The 18,212-nt window shown below is 35.5% G+C and carries 14 protein-coding genes and 1 riboswitch; of the genes, 1 reads left to right on the top strand and 13 read right to left on the bottom strand.

Going from position 1 to position 18,212, the window contains the following annotated elements:
- The 9 genes from HMPREF3265_RS11565 to serS form a co-directional block, all read right to left on the bottom strand.
- A partial coding sequence (locus HMPREF3265_RS11565; protein ID WP_070581796.1) for an adenylosuccinate synthase occupies positions 1-1,157 on the bottom strand: 1,157 nt, incomplete at its 3' end.
- 277 nt (positions 1,158-1,434) lie between these two features.
- Positions 1,435-2,835: a replicative DNA helicase gene (dnaB, locus tag HMPREF3265_RS11560; protein ID WP_011274373.1), complete on the bottom strand. Its 1,401-nt coding sequence runs from the start codon at positions 2,833-2,835 to the stop codon at positions 1,435-1,437.
- A 196-nt stretch (positions 2,836-3,031) separates the two neighbouring features.
- Positions 3,032-3,478 carry a 50S ribosomal protein L9 gene (gene rplI, locus HMPREF3265_RS11555; RefSeq protein ID WP_011274372.1) on the bottom strand — a complete coding sequence of 149 codons (447 nt, stop codon included), beginning with the start codon at positions 3,476-3,478 and terminating at the stop codon, positions 3,032-3,034.
- Complete coding sequence (locus HMPREF3265_RS11550; protein ID WP_070861722.1) at positions 3,475-5,442, bottom strand: DHH family phosphoesterase; 1,968 nt, start codon at positions 5,440-5,442, stop codon at positions 3,475-3,477. The genes rplI and HMPREF3265_RS11550 overlap by 4 nt, the downstream gene beginning before the upstream one ends.
- 27 nt (positions 5,443-5,469) lie before the next feature.
- Positions 5,470-6,396 carry a YybS family protein gene (locus HMPREF3265_RS11545; protein ID WP_029376641.1) on the bottom strand — a complete coding sequence of 309 codons (927 nt, stop codon included), beginning with the start codon at positions 6,394-6,396 and terminating at the stop codon, positions 5,470-5,472.
- Between the two features lie 123 nt (positions 6,397-6,519).
- Entirely contained in the window at positions 6,520-7,488 is a 969-nt protein-coding gene (locus tag HMPREF3265_RS11540; RefSeq protein WP_011274369.1) for a homoserine O-acetyltransferase MetX, read from the bottom strand.
- Between the two features lie 70 nt (positions 7,489-7,558).
- Positions 7,559-7,660: riboswitch (SAM riboswitch) on the bottom strand.
- A 124-nt stretch (positions 7,661-7,784) separates the two neighbouring features.
- Positions 7,785-8,114 (bottom strand): AzlD domain-containing protein, encoded by a 330-nt coding sequence (locus tag HMPREF3265_RS11535; RefSeq protein ID WP_011274368.1) that lies wholly within the window; start codon positions 8,112-8,114, stop codon positions 7,785-7,787.
- Positions 8,111-8,806, bottom strand: coding sequence for an AzlC family ABC transporter permease (locus tag HMPREF3265_RS11530; protein WP_011274367.1), 696 nt, complete (start codon positions 8,804-8,806; stop codon positions 8,111-8,113). The genes HMPREF3265_RS11535 and HMPREF3265_RS11530 overlap by 4 nt, the downstream gene beginning before the upstream one ends.
- A 447-nt stretch (positions 8,807-9,253) precedes the next feature.
- Entirely contained in the window at positions 9,254-10,540 is a 1,287-nt protein-coding gene (gene serS / locus HMPREF3265_RS11525) for a serine--tRNA ligase (protein ID WP_049394867.1), read from the bottom strand.
- Between the two features lie 655 nt (positions 10,541-11,195).
- Between serS and HMPREF3265_RS11520 the strand changes: the two genes are divergently transcribed.
- On the top strand, positions 11,196-12,008 hold the full coding sequence (locus HMPREF3265_RS11520) for an NAD(P)H-hydrate dehydratase (RefSeq protein WP_037552514.1): 813 nt from the start codon (positions 11,196-11,198) through the stop codon (positions 12,006-12,008).
- Between the two features lie 101 nt (positions 12,009-12,109).
- On the opposite strand, the gene gyrA is transcribed toward HMPREF3265_RS11520, so the two are convergent.
- The 4 genes from gyrA to yaaA all read right to left on the bottom strand — a co-directional run bounded on the left by gyrA (position 12,110) and on the right by yaaA (position 18,205).
- Complete coding sequence (gene gyrA / locus HMPREF3265_RS11515) at positions 12,110-14,809, bottom strand: DNA gyrase subunit A (RefSeq protein WP_070861721.1); 2,700 nt, start codon at positions 14,807-14,809, stop codon at positions 12,110-12,112.
- A 97-nt stretch (positions 14,810-14,906) separates the two neighbouring features.
- Positions 14,907-16,841, bottom strand: a complete 1,935-nt coding sequence (gene gyrB / locus HMPREF3265_RS11510; protein ID WP_049394870.1) for a DNA topoisomerase (ATP-hydrolyzing) subunit B — start codon at positions 16,839-16,841, stop codon at positions 14,907-14,909.
- Positions 16,842-16,850: 9 nt separating this feature from the next.
- The gene (gene recF, locus HMPREF3265_RS11505) at positions 16,851-17,966 is read right to left on the bottom strand and encodes a DNA replication/repair protein RecF (protein ID WP_053026889.1); all 1,116 of its coding nucleotides are present in this window, start codon (positions 17,964-17,966) and stop codon (positions 16,851-16,853) included.
- Positions 17,963-18,205 (bottom strand): S4 domain-containing protein YaaA, encoded by a 243-nt coding sequence (gene yaaA / locus HMPREF3265_RS11500; RefSeq protein ID WP_172458781.1) that lies wholly within the window; start codon positions 18,203-18,205, stop codon positions 17,963-17,965. Before yaaA ends, recF begins: the two co-directional genes overlap by 4 nt.
- Positions 18,206-18,212: the final 7 nt, after the last annotated feature.

Here is an 18,212-nt window from a genome sequence, read left to right as displayed (position 1 = left end):
AATGTACGGCAACCAGTGATATCTTCTTCCCATCCTGGTAACTCTTCAAAAATTGGTTTACAACGACGTAATTGATCTAAGTTAGCAGGATATTCTGTAATTTCTTCTCCATCTAATTCGTAAGCAGTACAAATCTTCACTGTATCAAGACCTGTAAGTACGTCGATAGAGTTAATAGATAAGTCTGTAATACCACTAACACGACGAGAGTGACGTAATACAACTGAGTCAAACCAACCTACACGACGTGGACGTCCTGTTGTTGTACCGTATTCACGACCAACTTCTCTAATATGATGTCCATCTTCATCAAATAATTCTGTAGGGAATGGACCATCGCCTACACGAGATGTATATGCTTTACATACACCAATCACTTTAGATACGAAAGTTGGGCCTACACCTGTACCAACTGTTACATTACCTGCAACAGGGTTACTTGAAGTTACGAAAGGATATGTACCATGGTCAATATCTAACATAACACCTTGTGCACCTTCAAATAAAACTTTTTCTTCAGCTACAAATGCATCATCTAAGATTTTAGAAGTATCTGTAACAAACTCTTTCAAACGTTGGCCTGCAGCATAGTATTCATCAAAGATTTCATCGAAACGTGGGCAAGTTTCATTAAACATGCCTTTGAAGTATGCATTTTTAACTTCAATGTTTTCTTTTAAACGTCTTTCAAATGTTTCTTTTTCTAATAAGTCAGCCATACGGATACCAATACGTTGCGCTTTATCCACATAAGCTGGTCCGATACCTTTCTTAGTAGTACCGATTTTATTATCACCACGACGACGTTCTTCATATTCATCTTGTGCTAAGTGATATGGAAGAATGACTTGCGCACGGTTAGAAATACGTAAGTTTGAAGTAGATACACCACGTTCATTTAAACCGTCTAATTCTTTTAATAATGCAACTGGATCTACAACTACACCGTTACCTATAACTGCAAGTTTATCTTTATAAAATATACCTGATGGCACTAAATGTAATTTATAAGTTTCTCCACCAAATTGAATCGTATGACCTGCGTTATTACCTCCTGAAAAACGTGCAATAACATCTGCTTGTTCCGCTAAGAAATCTGTAATTTTACCTTTACCTTCGTCTCCCCATTGTGTCCCAACAACTACGATTGATGACATGTGAGCACCTCCAAAGTTTTCTCAATTAACCATTAAGTATTCTATCAATACGAACCTCATAATGCAAATAAAAATCGAACATTAATTTTAGCGTATAATAGTTCTACACTCTAACGTCAATTTATTTAACAAAACTGTTAAAACCTTGATAGTACAACGATTCAAACTCATTTACCAAAAAATCATTACACATACTTACGCTCAAATTCTATCATCAAAACAAAGTAAAAACCGTACATTAAATTAACAATATAATTTAATGTACGGTAAAATATTTTTATGACATTTCTGCATGTGCATAATCAATGTCTGTAAATTTATTATATTGTTTCATGAAATGTAACTTCACAGTACCAGTCGGACCATTACGTTGTTTAGCGATAATGATTTCAATTTCACCATTTTCATCATTCGATTGTGGTTCGAAATTTCCCCCGTCATCGTCATCTTCGCCTTCACCGCGATTATAATAGTCATCACGATATAAGAAGGCAACGATATCCGCATCTTGCTCGATAGAACCTGATTCACGAATATCACTCATCATTGGTCGTTTATCTTGACGTTGTTCCACGCCACGAGATAACTGACTTAGTGCAATAACTGGACATTCTAATTCACGAGCAATCGCTTTTAAAGTACGTGAAATTTCAGATACTTCTTGCTGTCTGTTATCAGAAGCACGTGAACCACTCCCTTGAATTAACTGTAAATAGTCAATCACAATCATGTCTAAACCATGTTCTTGTTTTAAACGACGGCATTTAGAACGTAAGTCTGTAATTCGAATACCAGGTGTATCATCAATGAAGATCTTGGTACGTGATAATTTACCGACTGCTATTGTAAATCGATTCCAGTCTTCTTCTGTCATCGTACCTGTACGTAGTCGATTGGAATCCACATTACCTGAACTACAAATCATACGTGTTGCTAATTGGTCTGCCCCCATCTCAAGTGAGAAAATGCCGACAGTATAATTACCTTCATGTGTCGCTACCTTTTGAGCAATGTTAAGAGCGAAGGCAGTCTTACCTACTGAAGGACGGGCAGCTAAGATAATTAAGTCATTTCTGTTAAATCCAGCTGTCATTTGGTCTAAATCACGATAACCCGTAGGAATACCCGGCGTTTGACCACTATTTTGGTCGAGCTCTTCAGCTGTTTCATAAACTTGTCCTAATACATCTCTAATATCCTTAAATCCATCACTTTGACGATTAGAGGATAATTCAAGAATACGTCGCTCGGCATCACTTAATATCGCATCTAATTCAAGTTCATTATCATAACCATCGTTGGCAATACTATCCGCAGTTTGAATTAATCTGCGTTTTAATGCATGGTTTGCGACGATATTTGTATAATACTGAATGTTACGTGTCGTAGGTACATTATTTGAGAGTTCCGCTAAATACTGAGGACCACCAGCCTCGCTTAATGTACCTTCTTTCGTTAATTGATCCATTAACGTTACGACATCAATTTCATCACCATCTTCATTTAAGTTCATCATCGCTCTGAAGATGTGTTGGTGGGCACCTCTATAAAAGGACTCAGGAAGGAGCACTTCCTGAGTCGAATTAATCAATTGTGGATCTAAAATAATTGCACCTAAGACAGATTGTTCAGCTTCATTATTATGTGGCATTTGCTTTTGCTCATACATATTATCCATTAATCATTACACCTCTAAATCCATCTTAATTTTCACAAATCATAGTGCAACATTGTTATTTGAAAATTTTTAGTCATTAGTTCACGTAGCGTAGTTGAATGACGCTCAAATACACAGTTTTTAATGAACTTAAGTGCTTTAGCACTTAAATAAGTAGTTCTAGTGATTATAATCAAAGAACTACTTTACCCGCTTCTTACTTCTCTACAGTGTGAACACGGATTGTACCTTCAACTTCTTTGTCTAATTTAACAGGTACATTTGTATAACCTAATGCATGGATACCTTGAGGTAAATCCATTTTACGTTTATCAATTTTAATATCATGTTGTGTTTTAAGTGCTTCAGCAATTTGTTTAGTACTTACAGAACCAAACAATTTGCCTCCTTCACCAGTTTTAGCACTCACTTCAACTTCAATTTCTTCTAATTTTGATTTTAAGGCTTTAGCGTCATCAATTTCTTTTTGTCTATCCGCTTCAGCACGTTTATTTTGTTGTTCCAATTGTTTCAAATTACCTGGAGTTGCTTCAACAGCATAATTATTTTTAATTAAAAAGTTATTTGCATAACCTACTGGTACATCTTTAATTTCGCCTTTTTTACCTTTACCTTTAACATCTTGTGTGAAAATTACTTTCATGCGTCTTCACTCCTACTCATTTGTTCTGTAATTGCTTGTTGTAATTGTTCAATCGCTTCTTCAATTGATAATCCTTTCAATTGTGTTGCAGCGTTAGTTAAGTGACCACCGCCACCTAAGGCTTCCATCGTTAATTGAACATTAATAGAGCCTAATGAACGTGCTGATATACCGATTAAGTTATCTTCACGTTTAGCTACTACATAAGAAGCTTCTATACCTTCTAAACTTAACAACTCATCCGCAGCTTGTGCAACTGTAACAGGATGATAAATTTTTTCGTTAGAACCATGTGCAATTGCAATGCCATTATCTTGAACTTCAACCGTTCGAATAAGTTCTGAACGATTAATATACGTATCGACGTCATCTTTTAAGAAGTGTTGCGTTAATATCGTATCTGCACCATGGGCACGTAAATAGCTTGCCGCGTCAAATGTTCTAGAACCTGTACGCAATGTGAAGTTACGTGTATCAACAATGATACCTGCATACATAACAGTAGATTCTAAACGTGTTAAACGTTGTTCAGTTGGTTGATATTCTAATAATTCTGTTACAAGTTCTGCAGTCGAACTTGCATAAGGTTCCATATATACTAATAATGGGTTAGAAATAAAGCTTTCTCCTCGTCTATGATGGTCAATCACGACTTTACGATTAGCTTTATTTAGAATGTTCTCATCTAATACCATTTCTGGTTTATGCGTATCCACAACGACAATTGTAGATTTAGATGTCATCATATCCCATGCTTCATCTGATGTAACAAATCGTTCTTTCAACTCAGGTTTCTTATCGATTTCATCCATCACTCGGCGTAACGTTGGATCAATATCTTCCTTGTTTAAGACAACATAGGCCTCTAAATTATTCATTAATGCGAATCTTGAAACCCCGATTGCCGCACCTATAGCATCTAAGTCAGGACGTTTATGTCCCATAATGATAACTTTATCGCCTTCAGTTAAGATATCCTTTAATGCGTGAGAAATAACACGCGCTCTTACACGTGTACGTTTTTCCATCGGGTCAGTCTTACCGCCATAGAATCGCACGTTTCCGTTCATATTCTTGATAGCTACTTGGTCACCACCACGACCTAATGCTAAATCTAGACCAGATTGTGATAATTCACCAAGATCGATTAAGTTCTCCGTACCTTCTCCGACACCGATACTTAGTGTTAGTTGAGCACGATAACCGACACTCTTTTCACGTAATTGGCTAAGGATTTCAAAGTTAGATTCTTCGATTTCGGCTAATATTTTTTGATTTAAATACGCTACGAACTGGTCAGAATTATATCGTTTAAAGTAAATATTGTATTCTGATGCCCAACGACTAATCACTCGTGTTACCATTGAGTTGATTTCAGAACGTTGCGTGTCGTTCATATTTTGCGTAATTTCATCGTAGTTATCTAAGAATAACGTTGCGATGATTGGTTTTGATTCTTCATATAACTCATTAGTTTGTACTTCATCTGTAATATCAAAGAAATATAAACAACTTTCTTCTTCTGAATGACGAACGTGGTAATGATATTGACCATGTTCGATTTCAACTTCTTGTACCTTTTCAAGCTGCTTTAAAATATTCGGAAAAACTTCATTGACTGGTTCTGAGATGACATTCGTTTCTAAGTGTTCAGACATGTACTGGTTAATCCATTCAATATGGTCATCAGCATCAAGCACGACCATACCAATAGGTAATCGTTTAATTGCTCTGTTGCTTCCAGCCGAGATGTGACCACTTAAGTTATCCACATAATTATCCATTTTCAATAAGGCTTGTCTGACTAACACGATGCTAATAATAATAATCACGACTAAAATAGCTGCTGCAATTGTAGCGACTAATGGTTTAAAGATAAACCATACAACTACAAGTGCAATCGAAGTGAGTACCATTAAAATAAATGGTATCAGTAGCGCCTTCTTAGTGGATTGACGGTTCATTATTCCACCTCTATTCACTTTTTAAAGTCATTTTTTAATCATTCGTTTTAAATTAATTCCTAAATCAAGTACGCCAAGTAATGCAATGATATGTGTTGCTGGTGTAATAATTGTCCCCACAACCATCAGCAATATCGTTACAGCGTTTGGTATACGTTTTGCTTTACCAAAGAAATGAATTACACTCAATCCTTGGATATACATCAGTAATGATAACACAACTTCGAAATTTAACACGATACTTTGGAAAGTACTTGGTTCAGTAGCGAACATTACACAAAGTAAAACAACCATATATACCCATAGTAATGAACGGTTAAGCTGCCAAGCAAATAAAGGTTTAAAAATTGGTGTAGCTACTTTAAATTTACGAAGAATTGGAAATGTAATAATTAAGTTAATTAAGACTAAAATAAAGACTGTAATGATAATAAAACTTGGAAGTTGAACTGCCATTTGACGGAAGCCTTCTTCTAAGATTGTTTTATAATCTGCTTCAACACCTGATGTTACAACAGCATTATGCATTGTATCTTTAAAAGGCTTAATTAATGTCGTAGCGCTAGGTATCTTTTTAAACGTTTGTAATAACATAAATGCAACTAAAGTAAATATACTTAAATATGTTGTAGCTATAAATAAGATGCGTTCTTTAGAGGCACGTTCTTTCAATAATTGGCCAATAATAAAGCTAAGTATTAAAACTAAAATCATGGCACTTAATACAAATGTATTACCCAACAATGTGGTAAGAATAACTGTGATCAAAGCTCCAATTCCAAATGATGGAATAGACTTATTCCATAAAATAATACCTGGAATTGTAGCGAATAAACATAGAATTAATCCAAGTACTGGTAATACATACGTAACTAAAGCAACCATAACAAGTGCAATTGTTCCTATAATTGTTGCTTTAGGATGTACTTTTGAAAACAAATTCGCCACTCCTATACTATTTTGACTATAACTTCTATTTTAACCTCTAAGCAAAATTAAAACAAATTGTGAAGATTGAGGTATAGCATAAGACTGTAACAATGTGTTTTTACTTCCATAGCGACCTACCCACTTCGTCTATTTTCGCTTAAATTTCGTTACTTTAAGAAAATGATACAAGTTAGGTGCCCAATCATTAAAATTTAATAAAAAGCCATCATGACCTACATTGTCTGGAACAAAGAAATGACGATGATATTTAAATCGCTCCCCTACTGCCCTCACTTGATCATCTGGATATAATAAATCATCCGTAAATCCCATTGTTAAGACCTTAGTATCTAGAGATTGATAAACATCATCTACATTCGTACGTCCGCGATCAACATTATGGCTATCTAAAACATTTAGCATTGTTAAATAACATGACAAATCATACGTTTCTTTAAATTTATTACCTTGATGTCGTTGATAACTCACCACTTCATCTGGTGAAAAGCGTTGGTCATAACTTTTAGATGAACGATACGTTAGAAAGCCTAATTGTCGTGCAATACTAAGACCTTCTTTGCCACCAAGATGAATCGCTTCTCGTGCAATTTCATTGAAAGCACGACTATATGACGACGTCTTATCAGTTGCTGCTAGAATAACCGCCTTATCCACTTCAAATTGTTGATTATATAGAAGCTCCATGACTTGCATGCCACCTAGACTACCACCAATTAAAATATTAATCTTGTCGAAGCCAAGTGCGCGTATGCCCAATTCAATAGCTTTTACAATATCTCTCAAAGTTAAATGCTTTGGAAAATTTGGATTAGTTAAAGGAGAACTTGAACCAAAGGGACTACCAATAACATTAAACGTTAGAAATTGATAATCATAAATCGGCATATAACCACCGTCTATAATTTCACGCCACCAACCAGGCTCGTCATCTGTGCCATATGTTAGATGATTACCAGTAAGTGCGTGACACACTACAACAAGCGGTTGACCAGCATAGCCTACATGCTCATAACGCAATTGTAAATTATCAATCATTTCACCTGATTCAGTTGTAAAGGGTCCTAAATTTAATGTTTCTACTGTGTAATTGGTCATGCGGTTACCTCCTTTTAAATAAAAAATCGCCTATACTCTATTATTAAAGTATGAGGCGATTTGTCTCCATTACTTATCATTCGAGTATCTCGTTGGTAGTAGCACCGTGCGTATGCATCGCCGGTTGCTGAAGTTTCTCAGGGCCGTGTCCCTCCACTTCTCTTAATAAGTTTTTTAACTCTATTCATTTACTGCGTATTTATAAAATAGTATCAATGTACCATTTACGTTCTAGACTTTTATTTTATCTAATTGTATAACCAATTTCAATTGTTAGTTGTTGGGTTCTGCCTTTTCTAAAAGAAGAAACGTAAACCTGCTATAAGAACAATACCCACTAATATTGTTGTCGTAAGACTTCGTGTAAAAAGTGCAACAAAAACAGTCGGAATTGTTACTAAAACAAATGGGATATTGAGTGTATATCCTGCTACGCCCTCTTGTTGCTCGATAATGCCATCTAAGATAAGTGCTGTAAATAATGTAATTGGTATAAACGATAACCATTTAATTACCGTTTCTGAAAGTTGAATACGTGAAATCATTAAGAATGGGACTACTCGAATAATTAAAGTTACAAGTCCACACAACACGATTAATATAAACATGTGCCAAGATGTTGTCATTTATCCATCACCACCCCTAATGTTGCTGCTAACATAGATGCAATTAAAATTGCGACGTATGACGGCATGAACCAGCTTAAACTGAGCATCATCACGATGACAAATACGATAAGTACTATGTAAATTTTAAGTTTAGATGAAGTGATTGATTCAAATTGTGCCATTGTTAAAAAGATAAACATCGCGGTAATCGCAAAATCGAGACCTAACATATCTGGATTAGATATGTATTTACCGAGTAACGCACCAACAATACTTGCTAGTGCCCAAAATGAATATGCAGTTAGATTCAATCCATGTAACCAACGATCGTTTATCTTCTCCCCTTTTAAATGAGGCGTGATTGCAACGCCAAAGGTTTCATCTGTCAAAATTGAAGATAAGCCTAGTCGATTCCAAATACCATAATCTTTATAATTAGGTGCTAACGTCATTGAAAGTAGGAAGAAACGTGAATTGACAATCAATGTTGTAAGGACAATGGCAGAAATCGGTGTTCCAGTAGCCACAAGCGCACATATAATAAATTGTGCTGCACCAGCATACACAAGCAAACATAATAATAGTATTTCGATGATACTAAAGTGTTGTGAAGCCGCCACTATTCCAAATGATAGTCCAATTCCAACGTAGCCTAATAAAGTAGGTATACATTCTTTAACGCCCTGTTTAAATGTCACATGTGATGGCATCTTTGTAACCTCCTTTATTCTTATTAATTTTATAAAGTAATATACTAATATTTTCAGTCTAATATACGGATGCTAGAGTGGCAACAACATTAGACGCAGGGTTGTGTGACGTTAGACTTAACGACTAATTAGAAGTGTTGATTTGAAAGGATTTTAAATGTGTCTGTTTTTGTAGACAACGGTTTATTTATCTCTTAAAAAGTAGTCTAAATTAGCCTTTTTACTTCATCACTTTATTAAGAAAAAGTGGAATTTTATGCAATTAATTATTAGAAATATACTAAGAGGAGATGGACTAAATTTAATATATTAGAATCTCATATGTAAGGACGAAAAAAACTGAGAAAAGCTCGGTAAGAGCATTTTCTCAGTTTAGTAAGCTACTACGAATTTGCGATATAGCCTTAACATATTTATTTTAATCTGTACTTCTTACTAACTAATGAATTAGTCGTTTACTGGACGGATTTCAGTTTTACCACCCATGAATGGTACTAATGCTTCTGGAATTGTTATTGAACCATCTGCATTTTGATAGTTTTCAACGATAGCTGCAAATGTACGACCTACAGCAAGTCCACTACCATTTAAAGTATGTGCTAATTCTGGTTTAGAAGCGGCATCACGTTTAAAGCGGATGTTAGCACGACGCGCTTGGAAATCAGTACAGTTTGAGCAAGAACTAATTTCTTTATAGTTGTCATAACTTGGTAACCATACTTCTAAGTCGTATGTTTTACTAGCACTGAAACCGATGTCGCCAGTACATAAGATAACACGACGATATGGTAAACCTAATTCTTCAAGAATTGCTTCAGCATTTTGTGTCATATCTTCTAAAGCGTCCCAAGAATCTTCAGGTTTTTCGATACGAACCATTTCAACTTTGTCGAATTGGTGTAAACGGATTAAACCTCTTGTATCTCTACCAGCTGATCCTGCTTCACTACGAAAACAAGCTGTTTGAGCAGTGAATTTTTCTGGTAATACGCCTGGTTGGATGATTTCATCTCTATAGAAGTTTGTTAATGGAACTTCTGCAGTTGGAATTGTGTATAAACCTTCTTTTTCAACTTTGAATAAATCTTCTTCAAATTTAGGTAATTGACCAGTACCAAACATTGTATCTGCATTAACTAATTGAGGTGTCATCATTTCAGTATAACCGTGTTGCGTTGTATGTTTAGTAAGCATGTAGTTCATTAATGCACGTTCTAATAATGCACCATCTTTAGTTAAGTATACGAAACGCGCACCTGAAATTTTTGCAGCACGTTCAAAGTCTGCCATTTTTAATTCTTCTACTAAGTCCCAGTGTGCTTTTGGTTCAAAGTCAAATTCACGAGGTGTACCCCATTTTTTAACTTCAACGTTTTCTTCATCAGAATCCCCTTGTGGTACATCTTCAGCAATTAGGTTAGGGATACGAATTAAGATATCTCTAACTTTATTATCCACTTCGTTAAGTTTAGCGTCGTTTTCTTTGATTTCGTCACCAAGTTCACGCATTTCTTTGATAACGTCGTCTGCATTTTCTTTGTTACGTTTCTTTTCAGCGATTTCTTCACTTACTTTGTTACGACGTGCTTTCATTTCTTCAGTTTTACCGATTAATTGACGACGTTCATTATCTAATTCTAATACTTCGTCAACTACTTTAGGATCATCTCCACGTAATTCAATTTTGCTCTTAACTGTGTCTGCTTGTTCTCTGAATAGTCTAATGTCTAACATGTAATACTCATCCTTCCCAATTTTTGAAAAATTTAATTTCGGATAACATGCGTATTTTCAATAAAAAAAGACCACATCCCCTTTACAAGGGACGTGGTCTACGCGTTGCCACCCTATTTAACAATTTAACACTACATATGTATCAAATTGCACTTTCCTTAAAATAACGGTTATTACCGGTTGTTCACAATTGTAGGTAGATTCGCATAACAATCAATTACTTGTTCACACTCAACACAAGCTCTCTGAAATTAATTAATTATGTTACTTGTCCCACGAACAATAACTTATTAAGTTATTTTTAATATAGCAAACTCCTTTATAATTAGCAAGTAAATTGTAAATAATATTATATTCATGCTAGTCGTAAACACCCTCTATTAACCAACATAATCACTTCCCATCATTCATTACAAAATAATCTTCATAATAGTGTTGACGAAAGTCATTCACAGGTATAATATTTTCTATTGTATTTAAAAAGGTCATAAACAAACATTCAAATTTAAAACTCAACAGGCGAGTTAGTTTTTGATGCTTTCGCTACGCATCTCATCGTCACTTAAAATTTGAGTTATATATAGAATTGACAATAATCACATTTTTACAATTTAGTATTATACGTTCGAAACGTCTTCAAGGGAGGGTTTAATTCATGGAAACATTAACAACAGTTAATATTCCGAAAAGAAAAGAAGAGACACATAAAGGTGACTATGGAAAGATTTTACTTATAGGTGGGAGTGCCAATTTAGGGGGAGCAATCATGTTGGCTGCGCGTGCATGTGTTTATAGTGGGAGTGGATTAATTACAGTAGCTACACATCCTACAAATCATGCTGCACTTCATTCTCGTTGCCCAGAAGCGATGGTTATCGATATTAACGACACTAAAATGTTAACTAAAATGATTGAGAACACTGATAGTATTTTAATTGGGCCAGGCTTAGGTGTCGATTTCAAAGGTAATAACGCAATTACATTTTTACTACAAAATATTCAGCCACATCAAAACTTAATTGTTGATGGTGATGCTATAACGATATTTAGTAAATTAAAACCTGATATCCCAACTTGCCGTGTTATCTTCACGCCACATCAAAAGGAATGGGAACGTTTGAGTGGTATCCCTATTGAAGAACAAACTTATGAACGTAATAGAGAAGCTGTAGATAAGTTAGGTGCTGCAGTTGTACTGAAAAAACACGGTACTGAAATATTCTTCAAAGACAAAGAATATAGACTTGGCATTGGTACACCGGCAATGGCGACTGGTGGCATGGGAGATACGTTAGCTGGTATGATTACAAGCTTTGTTGGACAATTTGATGATTTTAGAGATGCGATAACTAGCGCAACTTATACACATAGTTATATTGGAGAAAAATTATCTGAATCTATGTATGTCGTACCACCTTCACGTTTAATTAGTGAAATTCCATACGTTATGAAAGAATTAGAAAACTAAATAAGCTATAAAAATAAGACTTCCCTGGTATTAGGGAAGTCTTATTTGTTGAAGAAATCAATATTGTTGTAACTTTCTATTATTGATTAACCTTCTATTCTTTAGTTTTCGTCATCTTCATCATTGTTAGATGCATTTTCAATGTCTTCATTTACACGATCCATGAAGTCTTGTCTAACTTCAATACGTTCATCTGTTGCATCTTCATCAGATAAAACTGTAGTCTCTTCGTCCGCTTCAGTATGAAGTGCGTTACCTGGTGTATCATCATCAATTACTTCTTCACTAGGACTTTCTGTACTTTCTGCATTTGATTCACCATTCTCAGTTTGAGCAGCCTCAGTCGCATCTTCATCTTCTGTTTTATCAATAACTTTAGCAACTGTTGATACAAATTGATCATCGCCTAATTTCATTAAGCGAACACCTTGAGTTGCGCGACCATTTTGAGAAATATCTTCTACTTCTAAACGAATGATAACACCACTATTTGTAACAATCATTAAGTCTTCTTCGCCATTAACAGTTGTGATACAAACGATATTACCATTACGTTCAGTAATCTTCGCAGTCTTGATACCTTTACCACCACGATTTGATAAGCGATATTCACTCACTGGCGTACGTTTACCATAACCATTTTCAGTGACGACTAGCACTTCATCTTCGCTATCGGCATGGGCAACATCTAGACCTACAACGACATCATCTTCACGTAATGAGATACCTCTTACACCTGCAGCAGTACGACCTAATGGACGTAAACTTGTTTCTGCAAATCTAATTAATGAAGCATGGGATGTTCCAATTAAGATATCTTGGTTACCATCTGTAAGACGTACTGCAATTAATTCATCGTCTTCTTTGAATCCAATCGCAATCTTACCGTTCTTATTGATATGTGAGAAATTGCTTAAAGCAGAACGTTTCACAATACCATTTTTAGTTGCAAATACTAAGTAACTATCTTCATCTTCAAGGTTTCTAACAGCAATCATTGTACTGATTGTTTCATCATTATCTAATTCAATCGCATTAATGACTGGAATACCTTTAGATTGGCGAGATAATTCTGGAACTTCGTATCCTTTAAGTTTATAAACACGGCCTTTATTCGTGAAGAATAGAACGTGGTCATGTGTACTTAACGTTACAAGTTGGCTTACGAAATCTTCTTCCAATGTATTCATACCTTGAACACCGCGTCCGCCACGGTGTTGTGAACGATACGTTGAAACTGGTAAACGTTTAATATAGTTATTATGGCTCAATGTGATGACGATTTGTTCTTCAGGAATTAAATCTTCATCTTCTAAATCATCTAAGCCACCTAATTGAATTTCTGTACGACGTTCGTCACCAAAACGTTCTTTAATATCAATTAACTCATCACGAACTAATTGAAGTAAAACTTCGTCATCGGCTAAGATTTCTTCAAGTTCAGAAATATAACCGAGTAATTCGTTGTATTCATTTTCAATTTTATCTCGTTCTAAACCAGTTAAACGTCTCAAACGCATATCTAAAATAGCTTGCGCTTGACGTTCAGACAATTTAAAACGCTCTTGCAATGTTTCCATAGCGACTTTATCTGTTTCTGATTCACGAATTGTCGTAATAATCTCATCGATATGATCTAACGCTATACGTAAACCTTCTAAGATATGTGCTCGGTCTTTCGCTTTTTTCAAGTTGTATTCAGTACGACGACGTACAACTGTCTTTTGATGTTCTAAATATTCAACTAAAGCTTGTTTTAAATTGATTAATTTTGGACGTCCATTAACAAGTGCAATCATATTAACACCAAATGAAGTTTGTAATGGCGTCTGTTTATATAAATTGTTTAAAATAACATTGGCATTTGCATCTTTACGAACATCGATTACTACTCTAACGCCAGTACGTAAACTTGTTTCATCACGTAAATCAGTAATACCTTCAATTTTCTTTTCACGAACAAGTTCTGCAATCTTCTCAATCATACGCGCTTTATTAACTTGATACGGGATTTGAGTCACTACGATACGTTGGCGACCGCCACCTCGCTCTTCAATTTCCGCACGTGCACGCATTTGAATTGATCCTCGACCTGTTTCATAAGCACGTCGGATGCCACTTTTCCCTAGAATTAAACCAGCTGTTGGGAAATCAGGGCCTTGAATATCTTCCATAAGTTCTGCAATCGTTACATCTGGATTCTTACTTAAATGTAAAACACCATTGATAACTTCAGTTAAATTGTGAGGAGGAATATTTGTTGCCATACCTACAGCGATACCTGATGCACCATTAACTAATAAGTTAGGGAAACGAGAAGGTAAGACTTCCGGCTCTCTTTCAGTACCATCATAGTTATCTAGAAAATCGATTGTATCTTTGTTAATATCACGCAGTAATTCTAACGTAATCTTAGTCATCTTCGCTTCAGTATAACGCATGGCAGCGGCACCATCGCCGTCCATTGAACCAAAGTTACCTTGACCATCGACAAGTGGATAACGATAACTGAATGTTTGTGCCATTCTGACCATGGCATCATAGATTGATAAGTCTCCGTGAGGGTGATATTTACCCATTACATCCCCAACGATACGTGCTGATTTTTTATATGGTTTATCAGGGGTCATACCTTGTTCATTTAAGCCATATAAGATACGACGGTGTACAGGTTTTAAACCATCACGTACATCAGGTAACGCACGTGAAACGATAACGCTCATTGCATAGTCTAAGAATGATTCGCGCATCTCGCTGGTTATATTTCGTTCATTTATTCTTGATTGAGGTAAGTCAGCCATCAAGATATCCTCCTTCTATAATCAATTCACTTAAAATAGCAAGTCTGCAAGCCATTATGCTGTACAGTCTTCAAGATTTTCAATACTAGACGTTAACTTAGAAATCTAGGTTCGCATATACTGCATTGTCTTCGATAAATTGTCTACGATTTTCAACTACATCACCCATTAACATTTCAAATGTTTGGTCCGCTTCAATCGCATCTTCTAATTTAACTTGTAACATCATACGGTTTTCAGGATTCATAGTCGTTTCCCATAATTGATCCGCATTCATTTCTCCTAAACCTTTATAACGTGATATTTGCCATTTAGGTGTAGGGCTTAATTCTGATTTCAATTTATCAAGTTCACGATCATTAAATACATAATATTTTTGTTTGCCTTGTGCTAATTTATACAATGGCGGTTGTGCAATATACACATATCCCGCTTCGATTAGTGGTCTCATGAAACGATAGAAGAACGTTAGTAATAAAGTTCTAATATGCGCGCCATCCACATCAGCATCTGTCATGATTACAATTTTATGATAACGTGCTTTAGAGATATCGAACTCGCCACCAATACCAGTACCAAAGGCTGTAATCATTTGACGTATTTCATTATTGTTAAGAATACGGTCTAAACGTGCTTTTTCAACGTTTAAGATTTTACCTCTTAATGGCAAGATAGCTTGTGTTTTAGAGTCACGACCTTCTTTTGTAGACCCACCGGCAGAGTCACCCTCTACTAGGAAGATTTCACTTTCTTCAGGTTTCTTACTTGAACAGTCTGCAAGTTTACCTGGTAAGCTTGAAATTTCTAAAGCTGATTTACGACGTGTCACTTCACGTGCTTTCTTTGCTGCGACACGTGCACGTGATGCCATAATTCCTTTTTCCACAACGATGCGTGCAACATTTGGATGTTCATATAAGAAACGTTCAAAATGCTCGGCAAACAATCTATCAACAATTTGACGTACTTCAGAGTTACCTAATTTCGTTTTAGTTTGTCCTTCGAATTGAGGATCACCGTGTTTAATTGATACGACGGCTGTTAAACCTTCACGTGTATCTTCACCAGACAATCTTTCTTTATCGTCTTTAATAATCTTACTTTGTGTTCCATAGCTATTTAATATACGCGTTAAGGCACGTTTGAAACCATCTTCATGCGTACCACCTTCATAAGTATGAATATTATTCGCATAAGATAATAAGTTTGTTGCATAACCGCTGTTATATTGCATAGCAATTTCTATTTCTACATCATCTTTAGTTTGATGAATATAAATAGGTTCTTCATGAATAGGCTCTTTATTTTCGTTTAATAGTTCAACGTAAGATTTAATACCGCCTTCATAGTGATATGTATCTTCGCGTTGCTCTACATCTTCACGCTCATCTCTTAAAGTGATTGAAATACCTTTGTTCAAGAATGCAAGCTCTCTAATACGCTTTTGTAGCGTTTCATAGTTATAAACAGTTGTTTCAGTGAATATCTCACTATCTGCTTTAAAGCGAATGACTGTACCTGTTTTACCAGTGCTACCTACTTCTTTAAGATCAAATTGAGGTACACCTTTTTTATATGCTTGATGATAGATAGTATCGTTACGATGAACGTATACCTCTAAATCTTCAGACAATGCGTTAACAACTGAAGAACCTACACCATGTAGACCACCAGATACTTTATAACCGCCACCGCCAAATTTACCACCAGCATGCAGTACAGTTAAGATAACTTCAACTGCTGGACGCCCCATTTTTTCTTGAATATCAACAGGAATGCCTCGACCATTGTCAGTTACTTTAATCCAATTGTCTTTTTCAATAATAACTTCGATTTGATTTGCATAACCAGCAAGTGCCTCGTCGATACTGTTATCCACGATTTCCCATACTAAGTGGTGCAAACCTCTTTCTGAAGTTGACCCTATATACATACCAGGTCTTTTACGAACGGCTTCTAACCCTTCTAATACCTGTATCTGTCCAGCACCATAGTTATCTGTGTTGTTTACATCTGACAATGTATTCACCATCACTTTCTATTACTTTATAATTTCACCTTGATTGATTCGATAAAGCTTAGCATTATTCATAATTTCATGATCTATGCCATCTACAGATGTTGTTGTTACAAAGGTTTGTACTTTATGTTGAATCGTGCTTAATAGATGTGTTTGTCGAGAATCATCTAATTCGCTTAACACATCATCCAATAATAAGACTGGATATTCTCCAACTTCAATATTCATTAACTCTATTTCTGCTAATTTAATGGATAATGCAGTCGTACGTTGCTGCCCTTGAGATCCATATGTTTGTGCATCCATATCATTTACATTAAAGCCTAAATCATCTCTATGTGGTCCAAATAAACAGATGCCTCTATCCATTTCTCGCTTAATATTGTCATTCAATAGCGTAATCACTTCGTCCAATAACGTCTGTTCATCTTTGCTCATATCACTGAGTTTAATACTTGGTAAATAAGTTAATGACAACGTTTCTCTCTCATTCGTGATACCTGCATGAATCGGTTTAGCCAATGATTCTAATTCTTTGATGAAATGCTCTCGTCTCAACGTTACATTTAAAGCATATTGTGCAAATTGTTGGTTTAAGACTTCTAACATTGTAGTGTCTTGCTTCTGGCCCAATTGCAGTTGCTTTAAGTAATTATTCTTCTGTTTGAGGATACGCTGGTATTGAGCCAAATCATTTAAATATACTGCAGATATCTGACCTAATTCCATATCAATAAAGCGTCTTCGTATCTGAGGGGATCCTTTAACAATATTTAAATCTTCTGGCGCAAAAAGAACCACGTTAAGATGTCCAACATACTGAGTTAGTCGACTTTGTTCTAAGTGGTTCACTTTTACTTGTTTACCTTTTTTAGTTATAAACATCGTTAGTGGCATCGTTCCATGTCTATAATTTAGTACACCCTCTATTTTAGCATACTCTGAGTTAAACCGTATAAGCTCCTTATCATTCGTTGTACGATGACTTTTGGCTAAAGCTAATGTGTAAATTGATTCAAGCAAATTCGTCTTCCCTTGTGCATTTTCTCCGATCAGAATATTCACATCAGGATGACATTCGAGCGTAACTTCTTCATAGTTACGATAATTTTCTAATTGGAGTGTTTTAAGTTTCATTGTTCACCTTGATGAATAATGATTACAGAATCAATTTCAGGGATATCTGGGAAATCAATTCGATCTTGGTTGGCTAGTTTTTTACCACGACGTGTTTCGCGCTCGCCATTAATTAGAACTTCAACATCTTGTAAGAACCATTTAGCTTGTCCACCTGATTCAATAATGCCTTCCGTTTTAAGAAATTGGCCTAACGTAATATCGCCCTCAACTACTACTTCTTGAACCAAAATAATCACTCCGTTT

Origin of the sequence: Staphylococcus sp. HMSC62B09 (assembly GCF_001839115.1) — a bacterium.
Lineage (GTDB): Bacteria > Bacillota > Bacilli > Staphylococcales > Staphylococcaceae > Staphylococcus > Staphylococcus haemolyticus.
The sequence above is the reverse complement of the archived record's forward strand: the minus strand, read 5'-3'. Positions and strand labels throughout refer to the sequence as shown.

Bases quoted from the DNA above. Each gene is read 5' to 3' on its own strand.
- dnaB (WP_011274373.1), bottom strand. From the start codon at position 2,835: ATGGATAATATGTATGAGCAAAAGCAAATGCCACATAATAATGAAGCT.
- rplI (WP_011274372.1), bottom strand. From the start codon at position 3,478: ATGAAAGTAATTTTCACACAAGATGTTAAAGGTAAAGGTAAAAAAGGC.
- HMPREF3265_RS11550 (WP_070861722.1), bottom strand. From the start codon at position 5,442: ATGAACCGTCAATCCACTAAGAAGGCGCTACTGATACCATTTATTTTA.
- HMPREF3265_RS11540 (WP_011274369.1), bottom strand. From the start codon at position 7,488: ATGACCAATTACACAGTAGAAACATTAAATTTAGGACCCTTTACAACT.
- HMPREF3265_RS11535 (WP_011274368.1), bottom strand. From the start codon at position 8,114: ATGACAACATCTTGGCACATGTTTATATTAATCGTGTTGTGTGGACTT.
- HMPREF3265_RS11530 (WP_011274367.1), bottom strand. From the start codon at position 8,806: ATGCCATCACATGTGACATTTAAACAGGGCGTTAAAGAATGTATACCT.
- serS (WP_049394867.1), bottom strand. From the start codon at position 10,540: ATGTTAGACATTAGACTATTCAGAGAACAAGCAGACACAGTTAAGAGC.
- HMPREF3265_RS11520 (WP_037552514.1), top strand. From the start codon at position 11,196: ATGGAAACATTAACAACAGTTAATATTCCGAAAAGAAAAGAAGAGACA.
- gyrA (WP_070861721.1), bottom strand. From the start codon at position 14,809: ATGGCTGACTTACCTCAATCAAGAATAAATGAACGAAATATAACCAGC.
- gyrB (WP_049394870.1), bottom strand. From the start codon at position 16,841: ATGGTGAATACATTGTCAGATGTAAACAACACAGATAACTATGGTGCT.
- recF (WP_053026889.1), bottom strand. From the start codon at position 17,966: ATGAAACTTAAAACACTCCAATTAGAAAATTATCGTAACTATGAAGAA.